13 protein-coding genes are annotated in these 18,923 nt (G+C 58.5%); 6 read left to right on the top strand and 7 right to left on the bottom strand.

The window, feature by feature from the left end:
• Positions 1-221: 221 nt before the first annotated feature.
• The gene (rpoD, locus tag ASB66_RS23005) at positions 222-2,267 is read right to left on the bottom strand and encodes an RNA polymerase sigma factor RpoD (protein ID WP_060719792.1); all 2,046 of its coding nucleotides are present in this window, start codon (positions 2,265-2,267) and stop codon (positions 222-224) included.
• A 672-nt stretch (positions 2,268-2,939) separates the two neighbouring features.
• Entirely contained in the window at positions 2,940-4,964 is a 2,025-nt protein-coding gene (gene dnaG, locus ASB66_RS23000; RefSeq protein ID WP_060719793.1) for a DNA primase, read from the bottom strand.
• A 391-nt stretch (positions 4,965-5,355) separates the two neighbouring features.
• On the opposite strand from dnaG, the gene ASB66_RS22995 reads away from it, so the two are divergent.
• Both ASB66_RS22995 and bioB read left to right on the top strand, forming a co-directional pair.
• Positions 5,356-5,844 carry a biotin transporter BioY gene (locus ASB66_RS22995; protein ID WP_234613958.1) on the top strand — a complete coding sequence of 163 codons (489 nt, stop codon included), beginning with the start codon at positions 5,356-5,358 and terminating at the stop codon, positions 5,842-5,844.
• The gene (bioB, locus tag ASB66_RS22990) at positions 5,841-6,827 is read left to right on the top strand and encodes a biotin synthase BioB (protein WP_060719795.1); all 987 of its coding nucleotides are present in this window, start codon (positions 5,841-5,843) and stop codon (positions 6,825-6,827) included. The genes ASB66_RS22995 and bioB overlap by 4 nt, the downstream gene beginning before the upstream one ends.
• A 90-nt stretch (positions 6,828-6,917) precedes the next feature.
• Here the strand turns inward: bioB and ASB66_RS22985 are convergent, their stop codons facing one another.
• Positions 6,918-7,373 carry a GatB/YqeY domain-containing protein gene (locus tag ASB66_RS22985; protein WP_060719796.1) on the bottom strand — a complete coding sequence of 152 codons (456 nt, stop codon included), beginning with the start codon at positions 7,371-7,373 and terminating at the stop codon, positions 6,918-6,920.
• 338 nt (positions 7,374-7,711) lie between these two features.
• Here ASB66_RS22985 and carA point away from each other — a divergent pair, with 338 nt between their 5' ends.
• Positions 7,712-8,932 (top strand): glutamine-hydrolyzing carbamoyl-phosphate synthase small subunit, encoded by a 1,221-nt coding sequence (gene carA, locus ASB66_RS22980; RefSeq protein WP_114386950.1) that lies wholly within the window; start codon positions 7,712-7,714, stop codon positions 8,930-8,932.
• 97 nt (positions 8,933-9,029) lie between these two features.
• Here carA and ASB66_RS22975 read toward each other — a convergent pair whose 3' ends face one another.
• Both ASB66_RS22975 and ASB66_RS22970 read right to left on the bottom strand, forming a co-directional pair.
• Entirely contained in the window at positions 9,030-10,427 is a 1,398-nt protein-coding gene (locus ASB66_RS22975) for an MATE family efflux transporter (protein ID WP_060719798.1), read from the bottom strand.
• Between the two features lie 294 nt (positions 10,428-10,721).
• Entirely contained in the window at positions 10,722-11,624 is a 903-nt protein-coding gene (locus ASB66_RS22970; protein WP_060719799.1) for a LysR family transcriptional regulator, read from the bottom strand.
• Positions 11,625-11,727: 103 nt separating this feature from the next.
• Here ASB66_RS22970 and ASB66_RS22965 point away from each other — a divergent pair, with 103 nt between their 5' ends.
• On the top strand, positions 11,728-12,717 hold the full coding sequence (locus tag ASB66_RS22965) for an aldo/keto reductase (RefSeq protein WP_060719800.1): 990 nt from the start codon (positions 11,728-11,730) through the stop codon (positions 12,715-12,717).
• Between the two features lie 6 nt (positions 12,718-12,723).
• On the opposite strand, the gene ypfJ is transcribed toward ASB66_RS22965, so the two are convergent.
• On the bottom strand, positions 12,724-13,620 hold the full coding sequence (gene ypfJ, locus ASB66_RS22960; RefSeq protein ID WP_060719801.1) for a KPN_02809 family neutral zinc metallopeptidase: 897 nt from the start codon (positions 13,618-13,620) through the stop codon (positions 12,724-12,726).
• Positions 13,621-13,781: 161 nt separating this feature from the next.
• On the bottom strand, positions 13,782-14,465 hold the full coding sequence (locus ASB66_RS22955) for a glutathione S-transferase (protein ID WP_060719802.1): 684 nt from the start codon (positions 14,463-14,465) through the stop codon (positions 13,782-13,784).
• Positions 14,466-14,650: 185 nt separating this feature from the next.
• On the opposite strand from ASB66_RS22955, the gene ASB66_RS26350 reads away from it, so the two are divergent.
• Together ASB66_RS26350 and carB are read left to right on the top strand one after the other, a co-directional pair.
• Positions 14,651-14,803, top strand: a complete 153-nt coding sequence (locus tag ASB66_RS26350; RefSeq protein WP_156545096.1) for a hypothetical protein — start codon at positions 14,651-14,653, stop codon at positions 14,801-14,803.
• Positions 14,804-15,341: 538 nt separating this feature from the next.
• The gene (gene carB / locus ASB66_RS22950; RefSeq protein WP_060719947.1) at positions 15,342-18,824 is read left to right on the top strand and encodes a carbamoyl-phosphate synthase large subunit; all 3,483 of its coding nucleotides are present in this window, start codon (positions 15,342-15,344) and stop codon (positions 18,822-18,824) included.
• Positions 18,825-18,923: the final 99 nt, after the last annotated feature.

Below are 18,923 nucleotides of genomic sequence, written 5' to 3'. Positions count from 1 at the left end.
GGTGGTGCATGCCCGTTTCCCCATCAAGCCTATTGTGAAATAGAATCGATTGTTATGCGCGTGAGAGGACTGCTCCACGTCGATCTCCCCCCTTGAGGGGGAGATGTCCGGCAGGACAGAGGGGGGTAAACCCCGCTCCATCAGCAACCATCCTTCCCCACCCTTAAATGCAAAAACCCGGCGTTTCCGCCGGGTTTTCTACTCTTGTCTCTTCGCTAAACTTAGCTGTCCAGGAAGCTGCGCAATTTGCGCGAGCGGCTTGGATGCTTGAGCTTTCGCAGGGCCTTGGCTTCGATCTGGCGGATACGTTCGCGGGTGACCGAGAACTGTTGGCCGACTTCTTCCAGCGTATGGTCAGTGTTCATGCCGATACCGAAGCGCATGCGCAGCACGCGCTCTTCGCGCGGTGTCAGCGAGGCCAGCACGCGGGTGGTGGTTTCGCGCAGGTTGGCCTGAATGGCGGCGTCGATGGGCAGCAGCGCGTTCTTGTCCTCGATGAAGTCGCCGAGATGCGAATCTTCCTCGTCGCCCACAGGGGTTTCGAGCGAGATCGGCTCCTTGGCGATTTTCAGCACCTTGCGGACTTTTTCGAGCGGCATGGCGAGCTTTTCAGCCAGTTCTTCCGGGGTCGGTTCGCGGCCAATTTCGTGCAGCATCTGGCGCGATGTGCGAACGATCTTGTTGATCGTTTCGATCATATGCACCGGAATACGGATCGTGCGGGCCTGGTCGGCAATCGACCGGGTGATTGCCTGCCTGATCCACCACGTCGCATAGGTGGAGAACTTGTAGCCACGCCGGTATTCGAACTTATCGACCGCCTTCATCAGGCCGATATTGCCTTCCTGGATCAGGTCGAGGAATTGCAGTCCGCGATTGGTGTATTTCTTGGCAATCGAAATAACCAGACGCAGATTGGCCTCGACCATTTCCTTCTTGGCGATCCGGGCTTCGCGTTCGCCCTTCTGCACCATGGAGACAATACGACGGAATTCGGCGATGGAAATGCCGGTTTCGGTCGCCAGATTCTGGATTTCCTGACGGATTTCCCGGATCGTGTTGTTTTCCTCGCGGGCGAAGTCCTTCCAGCCACGGGCAGCCAGATTGCCGACCGACTTCATCCAGTTCGGATCAAGTTCCGCGCCCTGATACTGTTCCAGGAAGCTATCGCGCTTGACGCCGTAGCTTTCAGCCAGCCGCAGCAGACGGCCTTCGTTCTGCATCAGGCGCTTAGAAATGTCGTAGAGCTGCTCGACAAGGCTGTCGATCCGGTTCTGGTTCAGCGACAGTGACTTTACTGCCGTGATCAGCTGATCCTTCAGCTCCTTGTAGCGCCGCTCTTGGCCCGATGACAGCGTGCCGGCACAGGCGAGGCGCGCTTCCACCTGCTGGTCCTGCAACTTGCGCAGCTTCTTATAGGTATCGGCGATCAGGTCGAGGGTTTCCATGACCTGCGGGCGCAGCTCGGCTTCCATGGCGGCCAGCGAAAGATTGGACTCGTCTTCGTCCTCTTCCTCTTCTTCCGGCATGGGCATGTCGCCGCCGACATTGGTGATGTCGTCTTCGCTGGAGCGGACCCGGCGGGTCTTTTCCTTTTCCTCGGCAGCCTTGCGGTCCGCCTCAATCTTTTCCGGGCTCTGGAATTGCGGCGCGGCCTTGGCCTCGGGACCGGAATAGGTGGTCTCGAGATCGATAATCTCGCGCAGCAGCGTCGTGCCTTCGTTCAGTTCGTCACGCCAGATAATCAGCGCCTGGAAGGTCAGCGGGCTTTCGCAGAGACCGGCGATCATCGTTTCGCGGCCAGCCTCGATGCGCTTGGCAATGGCGATTTCGCCTTCGCGCGACAGAAGCTCGACCGAGCCCATTTCGCGCAGGTACATGCGCACCGGGTCGTCCGTGCGGTCGGTCGGCTCTTTCTTCTTGGCTGTGGCAACAGCGGTATTGCCAGCAGGCGCCAGCTCGCCGCCTTCGCTTTCGGCCTCTTCGTCACCGTCGCTTTCTTCGGCTGCCGGATCTTCGGCGTCCTCGTCCTCGACGACGTTGATGCCCATGTCGGAAAGCATCGCCATGGTGTCTTCGATCTGCTCCGAGGTCACTTCCTCAGACGGCAGAACCGAATTCAACTCATCCATAGTGACGTAGCCGCGCTTCTTGGCGGCCTTGATCATTTTTTTGACCGCGTCATCCGAAAGATCGAGAAGCGGACCGTCGGTCGCGCCATCGCGCTCGTTCTCGGCTTCTTCGTTTTCCTTGACCTTGGTTGCCATATGTCTCGTCGCTTTCCCTGACGCTTCAATTTTCCGCAGTGCTGTCACGCGCCAGATGGGGCATAGCCTTGCACTGACCACTGCGAATCACTGGTTACGACCTACAGTGCCATGCGTTGACCATACGCACGAAAAGCCCTGTAAAACCCTAAATGTGCAGCATAATTTCTCAAACCAGATGCGGCCGAAGATAAACCATGCCCTAAATGCCGAACGTTATACCAGCCTTGTTGCGTTTCACACGCTCTAAAGGCCGTTACGCCGCGATGTCTAATTCCCGATTGACCACCATGGTTCCCGCCGATTGCAGTATAACTGCACAAACAGGCGACGAAGCCCGCCAGCATAGACCCGGCGCAACCTGCGTCACCTCATTTTTTCGTTTGACCGTGATTCCCACAATTTATCGATACGTCAAGCCTTTTAAAGCGATTGTGCCTGTTGATATCGCGAAAAACCCATTCATCTCGCTCTACGCTCCTTATCCGAACGCCTCCGCACACGCCTCAGACGGCAGGGAGCCATTCAATCGTCACGTCATTAACCTGTCCTTTTGGTACAGGCAGGCCTCGATCTCAGGAACATGACCCGGTTTGAACTGAGATTTAGGCACTCACGCCGCCGATACAAGGGGCGCGTTCGGTATCTGCCATAACAAAGCTTGCAAAAGCGTTATGAATTGTGACCGTAGGCCGGTCCCTTGACACGGCCCGACATCACGCCGAAGCCATCGATGATCGCTTCCTGGTTCTCCATCCGAACGATTTCCAGCTGCACTTCCTGCAGAACCGACATCAGCCCATCAATCCGCCCGGCGTCATCGGCTTCGGTTGCCTCGGCAATCTCGCGTTCCAGCTCGATGCGCTGGCGGCGCAGCGCTTTGGCGCGCTTATGCAGGGACAGCGCCTGGGTATAGCCCTCGCGGGCGTCTTCCAGCGCGGCAACCGTCGTTGCCGTCCACAGTCTGGCATTGCGGATCTGCTGGTCCAGCGCTTTTAGCAGCGTATCGAAGCCACTTGCCGTCAGCCGTTCGGACAGATCTTCGCGGGTCAATTGCGCCCCGGTTTGCGCAACTGCGGTCAGCACCGCTGGCCAAAGCCTTTGTAGATCACGGCTATCGAAATCGATGCAGGAAATCTCGTCATAATCCTCCTGCAACAATTGCGGATGATTGACGATGGTCAGCGCCAGCACGCTTTCGCGCAGGCTGGGCTGGTCGTGGCTGCGGCTAACCATGCCCGACCGCGTCAACCGGTCGGAGGCCACCGTGCTGCCAGGACGCTGGCCACCCGGCGCGCCGCGTCCACCCGCGCCGTTTTGAAACCGGCCATTGCCGGGCCGGTTACCGGCAAAACCACCACCGCCACGCTCGAAATTGCCGCGCCCGGCCCGAGCCGTTCCCTGCCCCTGGAAGAACCCATAGAGCCGGTCTCGGACATTCTGCTGATAGTGGCGACGCACATTCTCATCGGCAATGATATTGACGATCTGCTTTAACCGCGCCTCAAGCTCGGCACGTTGCTCCGGCGTATCGAACCGGCCCTGGCCTGTTTCGCGTACCCAGACCATCTCATCCAGCGAGCGGGCCTCGGCCAATACCCGGTCAAAAGGTGCGCGGCCATCCTGCTTGACCAGATCGTCAGGGTCCTTGCCATCCGGCAGCATGGCGAAGCGGACGCTTTTTCCGGGCTTCAGATGCGGCAGCGCAAGATCGACGGCGCGAAACGCCGCGCGTTGCCCGGCACCGTCGCCATCGAAACACAGGACCGGCTGCGGCGTCATTTTCCACATCAGTTCCAGCTGGTTTTCAGTCAGCGCCGTGCCAAGTGGCGCAACGGCATTTTCCACGCCCGCCTGATAGAGCGCGATCACATCCATATAGCCTTCCACGGCAATGATCGTCTCTGCCCCATCGGCGCCCTGAAGCGTCCGCCGGGCGCGGGAGAAATTATAGAGCACATTGCCCTTGTGAAACAGCTCCGTCTCGTTGGAATTGAGATATTTGGCTGGCGCATCCGGCGACATCGCCCGTCCGCCAAAGGCAATCACCTTGTCGCGGGAAGACAGAATCGGAAACATGATCCGGTCGCGGAAACGGTCATAGGAGACCGGAATATCCGGCCCATGCACCACCAGCCCGCAGGCCTCGATCTGCTCCTTCGGCACGCCTTTGCCAGCCAGATGTTCCTTCAGCGCGTTGCGGCTTTCCGGTGCATAGCCCAGCCTGAAGGTTTCGATGGTACGGCCCGAAAGCCCGCGCTCCCGCAGGTAGGCCCGGGCCTTGGCGCCTTGGGCCGCTTGCAGCTGATCCTGAAAGAACAGGGTGGCCATTTCCATGACATCCTGAAGGCTGGTGCGCTCGCGCTCACGCTCTATGTCACGTGCATCCACCTTGGGCATGGCGATACCGGCCATGTCGGCAATCCGCTCGACCGCCTCTGGAAAGTTCAGGCCTTCCAGATCCGTCAGAAAGCGAAAATGATCGCCGGACACCCCGCAGCCGAAGCAATGGTAGCGGCCTTTGCGATCCTCGCAGTGAAAGCTCGGGCTTTTTTCGCCGTGAAACGGGCAGCAGGCCCAGTAATCCCCGCGCGACACGTTGGTTTTCTTGCGATCCCACGGCACGCGCGCGCCAATCACGGCCGAAATCGGCACGCGGTCGCGGATCTCGTCGAGAAAGTCGTTTGAAAAGCGCATTGGGCAACCTTGAGGAATGATCTGGTTATATAGGAGGTATGAAAGGCAAGCGCCACGGCTTTCATGGGATGTACCCGCTATTCACATGTGCTTCCCCTTTGCGCCTCCCAAGCTCCAGCGTCTCCAATCCCTTTCCGGCCTTTAGTCCGCCATAAGGGAACATCCCAGTTCAAAATGAGGGAAATCACCGGGCCTCAACAAGGCTCAACGGCTTCGCAGGGCGAGCGCCGGGATTGACAATAAGCCCAAGCTCGATATTTTATCGATAATTTTTAAAAGTAGACAAAAAATTGGAGACAACATGGACATTCCTCTTCTTTCTCGAGCCAATAAGAATAAATTTTCAATTTTTATCGATAAAATAATAGTTGTTTCAGCCGGGGTGCTGCTGATGACCTTGGCTGCCAAAGTGCAAATCCCCTTCTGGCCGGTCCCGATGACATTGCATACCTTTGCGGTGATGGCGTTCGCGCTGATGCTTGGGCCGCAGATGTCGCTGACCATCTTCACCACCTATCTGGCCGTCGGTGCCGTTGGTGCGCCCGTGTTTTCCGGCTCACCGGAACGCGGCATCGGCCTTGCCTATATGATGGGGCCAACTGGCGGCTATCTTGCCGGATACTGGCTTGCGGCCTGGCTCACCGGTTTGATCGGCCATGGACGCGGGCTGGCGATGCACCTTGTTGCCAGTTTTGCTGGGCTGACATTGGTCTATGCCGCAGGTCTCGCATGGCTTGCATTCTTCGTTCCTGGCGCAACACTGCTGACCGTTGGCTTCATGCCCTTTATCGGTGGTGACGTGGTGAAATGTGTGCTTGCGGCGCTGATCGCCAGCCAGTGGCCACCGAAGGCAAAGCGCCAGCAGGAGACGGAGCAATGAGTGGGGTGGTGGGCGAAATTCGCCATGACTGGAGCGTGGAAGAGATCGTCACCCTTCACAATCTGCCCCTTCTGGAATTGATCGGCCATGCCAACGCTGTCCATGGCCGCCACCACGACCCGAATGCCGTGCAGAAGGCAAGCCTGCTGTCGATCAAGACAGGCGGCTGCCCCGAAGACTGCGCCTATTGTCCGCAATCGGCCCACCACCGAGAGGTAAAGCTGACGAAGGATCGCCTCATGCAGCCGGACAGCGTGCTTGCGCTTGCAAAGCGGGCGAAGGACGCAGGTGCCGAGCGCTTCTGCATGGGCGCCGCATGGCGGGAGGTGCGCGATGGCAAGGAATTTGACGCGGTACTGACCATGGTGCGCGGCGTTCGCGATCTCGGCATGGAAGCCTGCGTAACGCTGGGCATGCTGGAAAAGCATCAGGCTGAGAAACTGGCCAAGGCTGGACTGACGGCTTACAACCATAATCTGGACACCAGTCCGGAATTTTATGGTGAGATCATCACCACCCGCAGCTATGCAGACCGGCTGGAAACCCTGTCCATCGTCCGCTCTTTCGGCGTCGACCTCTGTTGCGGCGGCATTATCGGCATGGGCGAGACCATCCGTGATCGCGCCTCCATGCTCCAGGTCCTGGGATCCATGCGCCCACATCCCGAAAGCGTACCGATCAACGCGCTGGTGCCTGTGGAGGGGACGCCGCTTGCCGCCATGCCGCGGATCGATCCGCTGGAATTGGTGCGCATGGTGGCGACAGCGAGGATTGTCATGCCGAGATCCACGGTCCGTCTGTCGGCCGGGCGCTCGACATTAAACCGGGAAGCGCAAATCCTCTGCCTGGTCTCCGGTGCCAACTCGGTCTTCTACGGCGATACGCTGTTGACCACGCCCAATGCCGGCATAGGCGAGGATGAGGCGCTGTTTGCCGCAATCGGCGCATTGCCACAAGAAGCTGCGCCACTCGCCGCAGAATAAACAAAGCGGAAACCGCCATAGATATAAAGCGCTTTAGCGACCCGTTGTGCGCCATCTATGGCGCACAACGCTGTATACGGAGGCTTCCGCTTACTTGGTCAAAAGCTCTTTCACCACGCCGGAGGCCTTGGCGAAATCCATCTGGCCGGCATAGCGTTCTTTCAAGGCAGCCATTACCTTGCCCATGTCGCGCACGCCTTCAGCACTGATTTCCGTGATGATACCGGAAATCGCTTCGCGGACTTTATCGTCATCCATCTGCTCGGGCATGAAGGCTTTGATGATCGCCACTTCCTCGCGCTCCTGGGCGGCAAGCTCAGGACGGGCATTGTCTTCGTAGATCTTGGCCGATTCTTCGCGCTGCTTCACCAGCTTGGCCATCAGCTGGAGGATATCGTCGTCGCTGGCCTCGGCCTTGCCCTCGCCGCGATTGGCGATGTCGCGGTCCTTGATGGCCGATTGCACCAGGCGGATGGTGGAAAGCCTGCGGCTGTCCTTGGCTTTCATCGCTTCCTTCAGCGCAGTCGTCAGATCCTCGCGTAGCATGTCTTCATCTCCTTGGGTGACTGTGGAGCCCCTGGCCGCCGTTCATATGGCACCGTGGCTCGCTTCAGGCGTGGTGATACCCCTCCCGGAGGCTCCGCGCAATGCGGGGGTCTTTCAAGACTTCAAGGGAAAACACCTCTTTTACCTGAGGAACAATTGACCCGGCCCACGCTTCTCGTCTATGTACCATCGCCTGCACAGACATCGACATCAGGTTCCCGCACGCGCATCCTCTTGCTGCGCGAGGACCCTTGGCACAACTAGATACTGGCACACAAAGATAGCCACGCGCCGCCGGTTTGCATCGGCCGGGGCAAGCGGCTGGAAAAGGAACGGATATGACCGCAACATCGCCATTGCCCACCGCAGCCTGGACAACAACCAAGCCGACAGCACTTCTGGTTCTGGCCGATGGCACCGTCATCGAAGGTCAGGGCGTCGGCGCCACCGGCGATGTTCAGGCCGAGGTGTGCTTCAACACCGCGCTGACCGGCTATGAGGAAATCCTCACCGATCCCTCCTATCTCGGCCAGATCGTTACCTTCACCTTTCCCCATATCGGCAATGTTGGCACCAATGAAGAAGACATTGAAGACCTGACGCCAGCTGCCCGCCACGGCGCCGTCGGGGTGATCTTCAAGGCCGACATTACCGAACCATCCAATTTCCGCGCCACCAAGCATCTCGATGCCTGGCTGAAGGCACGCGGCATGATTGGCCTGTCCGGCGTCGATACGCGGGCGCTGACCGCCTGGATTCGCGAAAACGGTGCGCCGAACGCCGTCATCGCCCATGACCCGAACGGCAATTTCGACATCGAGGCGCTGAAGGCCAAGGCCAAGGCCTGGAGCGGGCTGGAAGGTCTTGATCTTGCCAAGGTCGCATCCTCCGGCCAGTCCTCGACCTGGGGCGAAAAGCCCTGGGTGTGGAATGAAGGCTTTTCTGAACTAGCTGACAAGGATACCGATTATCACGTCGTCTGCGTGGATTTCGGCGTGAAGCGCAATATCCTGCGGCTGTTCACCGGCCTGAAATGCAAGGTCACCGTTGTGCCCGCCAATACCAGCGCCGAAGATATCCTGGCCTTGTCGCCGGATGGCATTTTCCTCTCCAATGGCCCCGGTGATCCGGCTGCCACTGGCGAATACGCCGTGCCGGTCATCAAGGAATTGATCAACACAGATATCCCGTTGTTCGGTATTTGCCTTGGCCATCAGATGCTGGGTCTGGCGCTAGGCGCCAAGACTGAGAAGATGCATCAGGGCCATCACGGCGCCAACCATCCAGTCAAGGATTTTACCACCGGCAAGGTGGAGATCGTCTCGATGAACCACGGCTTCGCGGTGGATTCGAAGTCCCTGCCGGAAGGCGTTGAAGAGACTCATATTTCGCTGTTTGACAACACCAATTGCGGCCTGCGCCTGACCGGCAAGCCGGTGTTTTCCGTCCAGCACCACCCGGAAGCCTCGCCCGGCCCGCAGGACAGCCACTATCTGTTCCGCCGTTTCATCAACATGGTGCGCGAGAAGAAGGGCGAACCGGCTTTGAGTGAGCGCTGAACCACAAATAATAGCCGATGAAAAACATAAGCCGACCAATCACTTGGTCGGCTTATTTGATTCTCATGAAGAGCCTTATCACACGGGTAGAACGGCTTTACCGGTTCATTATCCGCATTTCGTGGCGAAGCCGCAGCCAGAACCGCAGCCCCATCATGACGGCAGCGCTGGAAAGCCCGATCAGGAAACCGAACCAGACGCCAAGACCGCCCATCCCCAAGGGAAACGCCATGAACCAGGCCAGGCCGAAACCAATTGGCCAATAGGAAATCAGCGCCAGGATCATCGGCACGCTGGCATCCTTCAGGCCGCGCAGCAGCCCGGTGGCAACCGCCTGCATGCCATCGACCAGCTGGAAAATACCGGCGACCACCACCAGCGGCGCCGCGTAATCCAGCACCGCCGCCGCATCGCCGCGACCTCGATCAAGGAACATTCCGCTCAGTTCATTGGAGAAAAAGAAGAACAGCAACCCGCCGATCACCGAGATCAGGGCTGCCATGCAGACAACGGTAATAGAGGCCCGCACCACATCGGTAAAATCACCGCGCCCATGGGCAACGCCGATTCGCACGGTGGCGGCCTGCGCCAGCCCCAGCGGGATCATGAAAGCGATGGAGGCCAATTGCAGGGCAATGCCATGCGCGGCCAGTTCAATCGTGCCAATGCTGCCCATCAACAGAGAGGCTGCCGTAAACAGGCTGACTTCAGCCAGCACCGTCACGCCAATCGGCAGGCCAAGCTTGATCACATCGCGCAACGCATCCCAATCGGGCCGCCAGAAGCGCACAAACAATTCGTATTTCCGGGTGACGCTGTTGAAGTGCAGATAGAGACCCATGGCGATCATGGCGAAGACATTGACCGTAACGGCCACCCAGGCGGCGCCCAGAATGCCGAAAGCCGGAAAGCCGAAATGGCCAAGCACGACGCAGTAAGCCAGGGCGGCATTGAGCACCAACGTGGCGATGGTGATATAGAGGACGATCTGCGCCCGCCCGATGGCGCTGACCAGCGCTCGCATCACCGCAAACATCAGCGCCACCGGCAGGCTCAGCCACATGATGCGGATATAGCTCGAGGCAAGCTCAACCACCTGCGGCACCTGCCCTAGAGCCAACAGCACATCGCGCGAGTAATGGAAGAGCGGCCAGGTCACTACGCTATAGGCGAGCGATACCCACAAGCCCATGCGAATGGAGCGGCGTGCCAGGCGCACATCGCCCTTGCCATAGGCATTGGCCACCATCGGCATGACCGCGATGGAAAAGCCGGAACCGAAAATAAACACCGTGAAGAAAAACTGCCCGGCCAGCACCAAAGCCGCCAGCGATTCGGCTCCAAGACGACCGACAATCACCACATCAGTCGTGTGGATTGCCAGCTGCGCCAGTTGCGCACCCGCCAGGGGAATGCCCAGCGCCAGCGTGGCGCGAACATGGCTAAGCCAGCTTTCAATGGGCGCGCCAAGGCGCTGGGACGAGGCATAAGTCATGAGAACTTCCAAAACGAAAAAAGCCGCTTCCAGTCAGGCTGGACGAGCGGCGGGATTTCAGCATCCTATACCGGACATGGCGCATACAAGTCAGCTGCAATGCATATTTTCTTCTCAACCGATAAGCTGTGTGAGGAAATAATATGCAATTTCCTCGGTACGTCAAAGCCGTGACGTTTTCAAGACACAAGCAGATGCTTCAGAAAAACTCGTCGTTCCATCACGGTTGTTGATGGACGAACCGTTATAGCGTGGTGCAGAAAGCCGGTTCCTGCCTTTCGATCCGATGCTATATCAACCGGGATCGCCATGCTGGCGGATATAATCGACGAAGACCCGCAAGGGTACGGGCATGTGGCGACGGCTGTGGTAATAGAGGAAGGGGCCGGAAAACTCGTCTTCCCAATCGGTCAGCACCCGCTCCAAGCGTCCGGCATTCAAATCCTCGATCACAAAGTCCTCGAATGTGCCCATCATGCCAAGTCCGGCCCGCACTGCGGCGAGTTCGAGATCGACCGTCTCGGCGATCAGCCGGGGCGGCGGAGAGACATTGATCGCCTCGCCATCGCGTTCGAAATGCCATTCATTCACCCGACCACTGTTGAAACGATGCAGAATGGAGCGGTGATGGATCAAGTCGCGCGGATGTTCCGGTCTGCCGTACTGCGCAAGATAAGACGGTGCTGCCACGCAAACATAGCGCTGGCGGCGTGGGCCGATGGGAACCGCGATCATGTCCTGATGCAACGACTCTTCATAGCGGATACCTGCATCGCAGCCTTCAGCCAGCACGTCGATCAAAGCATCATTGACCCTCACCTCCAGCAGGATATCCGGATAGGCGGCCAGAAAGCCGGTAACAACAGGCGGCAGCACACACCGGGCAACGATACCAGGCACATTGAGGCGCAATCGCCCAAAGGGGCGCTCGCGAAACTGGTTGATATCGTCAAGCGCCAACTCGATATCGGCCAGCGTCGGCGACAACCGTTCCAACAGCCGTGCTCCAGCATCGGTCAGGGTCACGCTGCGGGTGGTACGGTTCAGCAGCCGCACGCCAACCCGCGCCTCCAGCCGCCGCATCGCCTCACTCAATGACGAGGCCGAAACACCGCGCAACTTTCCGGCGGCCCGGAAGTTTCTCAACCGGGCAATAGTGGCGAAGGCATCGAGATCGGCGAGCGGTAGATCGTTCATTGTGCATAATTCCAAACAACGCATACGGAATAAGCAGGATTATCGCACAAAGCCAAACAGCGTAAACCTGTTTTCAGACAGAAAGCAGAGAAGGAAACTGGATATGCAAACGGTACAACTTGGAAAATCCGGCCCTCAGACCTCGCGCCTTGGATTGGGATGCATGGGCATGTCGGGCATGTATGGGCCTTCCGACCGCACGGAAAGCCTCGCCACCCTGCACGCCGCCATTGATTCCGGGGTAACGCTGATCGATACCGGCGACTTCTACGGCATGGGCCACAATGAAATGTTGATTGGAGAAAGGCTGAAGGGTGGCCTGCGCGACAAAGTGCAGATCAGCGTCAAATTCGGCGCCCAGCGCGACCCGGCGGGTGGCTGGATCGGGTACGACGCACGCCCATCAGCGGTGAAGACGGCGCTGGCTTACACATTGCAACGGCTGGGCACCGACCATATCGATATCTACCGCCCAGCTCGGCTCGATCCCAATGTGCCGATCGAAGAGACTATTGGCGCCATCGCAGAGATGGTCAAGGCCGGTTATGTCAGGCATATCGGCCTTTCCGAGGTGGGCACGGATACCATCCGGCGGGCAGCAGCCGTCCATCCGATCGTTGACCTGCAAATCGAATATTCGCTGGTATCGCGTGGCATCGAAGATCAAATCCTGCCAACCTGCCGGGAGCTCGGCATCGGCATTACCGCCTATGGGGTTCTCTCACGCGGACTGATCAGCGGCCACTGGACCGCACCTTCGGACGCAACCGATTTCCGTAGCCAAGGCCCACGCTTTCAGGGAGACAATGCCGCCCATAATCTGGCCCTTGCCAAGGCGTTGGGAAATGTGGCCGAGGCCAAGGGCATGACCACCGCGCAAGCGGCCATCGCCTGGGTGCTCGCCCAAGGCCAAGACATCATCCCTTTGATTGGCGCCCGCCGCCGTGACAGGCTTTCTGAATCTCTCGGCGCACTCGACTTTACCCTGTCACAGGAGGATATCGCCGCCCTCGAGGCGGCAGTCCCCAAGGGCAGCGCCGCCGGTTCCCGCTATGCAGACGCGCAAATGGCGCATCTGGACAGCGAGAAGTAACCGCCATCAAATCGGGCCGGAAAACGTGTCGCAGGCATCCATCCGGCCTTGGTCATAGCCTTTCTTGAACCATGCCATCCGCTGTGCGGCTGTGCCATGGTTGAAGCTCTCAGGCACAACATAGCCCTGGGACCGCTTCTGAATCGTGTCGTCGCCAATCTGCCGGGCGGCGTTCAATGCCTCCTGCAGATCGCCTGCCGAGAGCAATCCCTGCTGATCGGCCTTCCGACCCCAGATCCCGGCAAAGCAATCAGCCTGCAATTCGACACGGACCGACATCCGGTTGGCGTCGGCGGCACTCATCGAGCTGCGCATCTGGTTGAATTTCGGCAGGATGCCGGTCAGGTTTTGCACATGGTGTCCGACCTCATGAGCGATCACATAAGCCTGGGCAAAATCACCGGAGGCCTGGAACCGCCGGGAAAGCTCCGAGAAGAACGCCGTATCGAGATAGACACGCTGATCTCCAGGGCAATAGAACGGCCCAGTCGCAGCGGATGCCGCGCCGCAGGCAGACGGATATTGACCGGAAAACAGCCGCAGCTTCGGCATTTCATAGGTCTGGCCGTTGTCACGAAACACGCCTGTCCAGACATCCTCGGTGGAGGCCAGCACGCGGCTCACAAAGACTTTCATGTCGGCCTGTTCAGGCGTGTCACTAACCTGCTGCTGCGAAGAGGATGGCGCAGACCCACTGCCCTCCTCCAGCAATTGCAACATATCGATGCCCATCAGGCGAAGACCGAAATAGATCAGCACCAGAATGATGATGGTTGAAAAACTCAAACCGCGCCCACCACCGCCTATCGGTAGCCGGATGCCGCGCCGACCAAAGCCGCCACCGCCCGATGCGCCTCTGACATCCTCGACATTTTCGGACTGACGACGCCCATCCAGTTCCATCGGTTCTCTCCCCGGCCGCATATGCAGAACGCATGTTCAGCAAAAACAGCCGCCGTGCAACAGCAACGGCGGCAGGCTGGTAACGGCTTGAGCCCAACAGTGTTCCAAACACTCTTAAGCTCAACAGTGTTCCAAACACTGGGGTATGGCGAACAAGACGATCAGGTCTTGGCGAACATATAAGCACCGCCGCGTTGCAGAGCACGCTGATAGGCCGGCCTGGCACGGATTGTGGAAAGATAGGAACGAAGGATGGTAACATCGCCCGTATCGCCGGAAATCGACAGCACCGATTCCACCGGGAAGCTCATGGCGATATCGGCGGCGGTAAAATCCGGCCCGGCAAAATAGCCGTCCTTGCGCAATTCTGCCTGCCAGAAGGCCAGGTGTTCGCCGATCTGCGGATCGATCATCTTGCCGCAGACACCATCGGAAATCCGCTTAGCCACTCCGCGCAATAGAAACGGCATTTGCCGGGACAGCCTTGAGAAGACAAGTTTCATCACCAGCAGGGGCATGGCAGAGCCTTCGGCATAATGCAGCCAGTAACGGTAACGCAGGAAAGCGTCGCCGCCCGGTGCCGGACGTAAAACCATCTTGCCATTGGTATCGGCACCGTAAGTGTCGACCAGATATTCGATAATGGCGCCGCTTTCGGCGAAGATCCGGCCATCGTCTTCGATGACAGGCGATTTTCCCAGCGGATGCACGGCTTTCAATGCCGCCGGTGCATGCATATCAGCGCCACGCTTGTAGGTCTTCACCTCATAAGACAATTCCAGCTCTTCCAGCAGCCAGAGAATGCGGTGCGCCCTGGAATGCTCCAGATAATGGACGGTAATCATGGGCAGGTCTCCTGGCTCATATCGGTTGCCTGGGCAAATAGGCCGTAGCCAGAGCATTTCCAGGAAAAGTGTGAAACGGTTTTACATGCGCAAACGCGGTGGATAAAAAAATGTCTCATGAAAATACCTTGGATTTTTAAAATCTGCTGTCATGCCCCTGGCATTTGCCAGAACAGGCACGGGACATGACGGAAGTCAGGCTGCACGCCTCGCCGTTGCAAGTCGATATCCAATTTTGCAACCCTGACAGTGCATTAAAAAATGCAGTTCGCCTTGAAGGCGCCACTAAAAAGGGGCAGCTAGGGAAAATGGTCGAGGACGATGCCCGTTTTCCATAAATTCCTATGGGATCAAATCGTTAAACAATCGTCTCGTTGAGGATTTCTAAAAAATCCGACAACAAACAAGCATTGGGATGTCGCAAAACAGCGGCAGACTGTGTTTGCGAAAAGCATAAAAACCCCATGGCATCGATCTGGAAAACGCAACACGATCTCGGATCAATCCGATGTGAAAACGATACAACATCGTATTGCTTATCTGTCGTTGTTTTTTTCAGCGATGCCACCCTTTAATACGATCAGTTCTTCGAAATGCTTGATATCGTCAAAGGCACAGAGGGGTGGTGTCGCGAGGACCAAATGCCTCGATCCGATCAGACCACTTGCGGCGGATCGTGCTGCCAGAAAGTCCGCCAGAAAAAATGCCTCCAGCGATCTTCACTTATCCGTAGAAAAAGAGAAAACGGGGGTTCCGCTGATCGCCACAATTCCCTATAAGCCGCTTCTAGCCTGAAATACCATGGATCTGCGCCCGACCGGTGATGCCCCTCACCTTGGCCGGTTTTTCGCGCAGGTGAAGAGATCGGATAGAGACATGCCAAAGCGCCAAGACATTAAATCCATCCTCATCATCGGCGCTGGACCGATTGTCATCGGCCAGGCATGCGAATTCGATTATTCCGGCACCCAGGCCTGCAAGGCGCTGAAGGAAGAAGGCTACCGGGTCATTCTGGTCAATTCAAATCCGGCAACCATCATGACCGATCCGGGCTTGGCCGACGCAACGTATGTCGAGCCGATCACGCCGGAAGTGGTCGCCAAGATCATTGCCAAGGAACGCCCGGATGCGCTGCTGCCGACCATGGGCGGGCAGACGGCCTTGAACACCGCGCTCTCCTTGAAGCGCATGGGCGTGCTGGACCGCTATAATGTCGAGATGATCGGTGCCAAGCCTGCCGCCATCGACATGGCCGAGGACCGCGCCCTGTTTCGGGAAGCCATGGCCCGCATCGGCCTCGAAACGCCGAAATCCATGCTGGCCAATGCCACTGAAATCAAGGATGCCGACCGCAAAACCCATGAGATCGCCCGCAACGAGGTGAAAGCCCGGCTTTCCGGCGACGCGCTCGACAAGGCGCTAGACGAACTGGAAAACCAGTGGAACCTCGGCGAAACCGACCGCAAGCAGCGCTATATGAACCACGCAATGGCGGTGGCAGCCCAGGCGCTTGACGTTGTTGGCCTGCCCACCATCATCCGCCCGTCCTTTACCATGGGCGGCACCGGCGGCGGCATTGCCTATAACCGCTCGGAATTCTTCGAGATCATCGGCTCCGGCCTCGACGCCTCGCCGACGACAGAAGTGCTGATCGAGGAATCGGTGCTGGGCTGGAAAGAATATGAAATGGAAGTGGTCCGCGACAAGGCGGACAATTGCATCATCATCTGCTCCATCGAAAATATCGATCCGATGGGCGTCCATACCGGCGACAGCATCACCGTTGCTCCGGCCCTGACGCTGACGGACAAGGAATACCAGATGATGCGCAACGCTTCGATTGCGGTGCTGCGCGAGATCGGTGTTGAGACCGGTGGCTCCAACGTGCAGTTCGCGGTCAACCCCAAGGATGGCCGCCTCGTTGTCATCGAGATGAACCCGCGCGTGTCGCGCTCGTCGGCGCTGGCCTCCAAGGCGACCGGCTTCCCGATTGCCAAGGTCGCCGCCAAGCTTGCAGTTGGCTATACGCTGGACGAGTTGGACAATGACATTACTGGCGGCGCGACGCCTGCCTCCTTCGAGCCGTCGATTGATTATGTCGTCACCAAAATCCCGCGCTTTGCCTTCGAAAAATTCCCCGGCGCCGCGCCGACGCTGACCACCGCGATGAAATCGGTCGGCGAAGTCATGGCGATTGGCCGCACCTTCGCCGAATCCTTGCAAAAGGCGCTGCGTGGCCTGGAAACCGGCCTGACCGGTCTGGACGAAATCGAAATCCCCGGCCTTGGCCAGGGCGATGACAAGAACGCCATCCGCGCCGCCATCGGCACACCGACCCCGGACCGGCTGCGCATGGTTGCCCAGGCCTTGCGGCTCGGCATGTCGGAAGCTGAAGTGCATGAAGGCTGCAAGATCGATCCGTGGTTCATCGCCCAGTTGAAGGCAATCACCGATCTGGAAGCTCGCATCCGCGAACATGGCCTGCCTGAAGACGCCGAAAACCTGCGGATGCTGAAAGCCAAGGGCTTTTCCGACGCCCGCCTTGCCAGCCTGTCGGGCAAGCGTCCGAAGGAAGTGGCCGAGCTGCGCAATGGCCTCAATGTCCGCCCGGTCTTCAAGCGCATCGATACCTGCGCTGCCGAATTCGCGTCACCCACGGCTTACATGTATTCGACCTATGAGACGCCGTTCGTCGGTGCCCTGCGCTCGGAAGCGCACGTGTCGGATCGCAAGAAAATCGTCATCCTCGGCGGTGGCCCGAACCGCATCGGCCAGGGCATCGAGTTCGATTATTGCTGCTGCCATGCCGCCTTCGCCCTGAAGGATGCCGGTTTTGAAGCGATCATGATCAACTGCAACCCGGAAACCGTTTCCACCGACTATGACACTTCGGATCGCCTATATTTCGAGCCGCTGACGGCAGAAGACGTCATCGAAATCCTGCGCGCCGAACAGGAAAAGGGCGAAGTGGTCGGCGTTATCGTGCAGTTTGGCGGCCAGACCCCGCTGAAACTGGCCGAAGCCCTGGAAAAGAACGGTATCCCGATCCTCGGCACCGCGCCTGACATGATCGATCTGGCCGAAGACCGTGACCGGTTCCAGAAGCTCTTGATGAAGCTCGACCTCAACCAGCCCAACAACGGCATTGCCTATTCGGTCGAGCAGGCGCGCCTTGTCGCCTCTGAAATCGGCTTCCCGCTGGTGGTGCGTCCGTCCTACGTGCTGGGCGGCCGGGCCATGCAGATCATCCACAGCGAGAGCATGTTGCAGAGCTATCTGCTGGATACCGTGCCGGGCCTGGTGCCTGAGGATATCAAGCAGCGCTACCCCAATGACAAGACCGGCCAGATCAATACCTTGCTCGGCAAGAACCCGCTGCTGTTCGACAGCTATCTGACCAATGCCATTGAAGTGGATGTCGATGCGCTGTGCGACGGCGAAAGCGTCTTCGTCTCCGGCATCATGGAGCATATCGAAGAGGCCGGCATCCATTCCGGCGACAGCGCCTGCTCGCTGCCATCGCGCTCGTTGAGCAAGGAAACCCTTGACGAACTGGAGCGCCAGACAGCCGCCATGGCCAAGGCGCTACATGTCGGCGGGTTGATGAATGTGCAATATGCCATCAAGGATGGGGTTATCTACGTTCTCGAGGTTAACCCACGCGCCTCGCGGACCGTGCCGTTCGTAGCCAAGACCATCGGCGCGCCAATTGCCAAGATCGCCGCCCGGATCATGGCGGGTGAAAAGCTGGATGCGGCAATTGCCGCTTACGGCGCCAAGCCCGATCCGCGCAACCTGAAGCACATTGCCGTCAAGGAAGCCGTCTTCCCCTTTGCCCGCTTCCCCGGCGTCGATACGCTGCTCGGCCCGGAAATGCGCTCGACCGGCGAAGTGATCGGCCTCGATACCAGCTTTGCGCTGGCCTTTGCCAAGAGCCAGCTTGGTGCCAGTGTCGAGCTCCCCCGTGACGGCGCGGTGTTCGTCTCGGTGCGCGATGAAGACAAGGTACGGGTCCTGCCCGCCATCAAGCTATTGACCTCCATCGGCTTCAAGGTTCTGGCCACCGGCGGTACGCAACGCTTCCTGGCCGAACAGGGCATCGAGGCGGTCAAGATCAACAAGGTTCTGGAAGGCCGTCCGCATATCGAGGACGCTATCCGCAACCGGCAGGTCCAACTGGTGATCAACACCACCGATAGCAACAAGGCGATTTCGGACTCCAAATCGCTGCGCCGCGCTGCCCTGATGCAGAAAGTGCCCTATTACACCACCATGGCCGGTGCGCTTGCCGCTGCCGAAGCCATCGAAGCGCTGAAAAAGGGCCAGTTGGAAGTTCGTCCGCTGCAAAGCTATTTCTGACAGTCGGCGACCGAAGGGTGAGGCTGTGCGCCTTACCCTTCAAAAACCAGGGATGCTGCACGACCCTGAGAATGCTATGTAAAGCCCTCGATTTGGCGA

The organism is Gillisella vitis (genome assembly GCF_001541345.2).
Taxonomy (GTDB): domain Bacteria; phylum Pseudomonadota; class Alphaproteobacteria; order Rhizobiales; family Rhizobiaceae; genus Allorhizobium; species Allorhizobium vitis.
The sequence above is the reverse complement of the archived record's forward strand: the minus strand, read 5'-3'. Positions and strand labels throughout refer to the sequence as shown.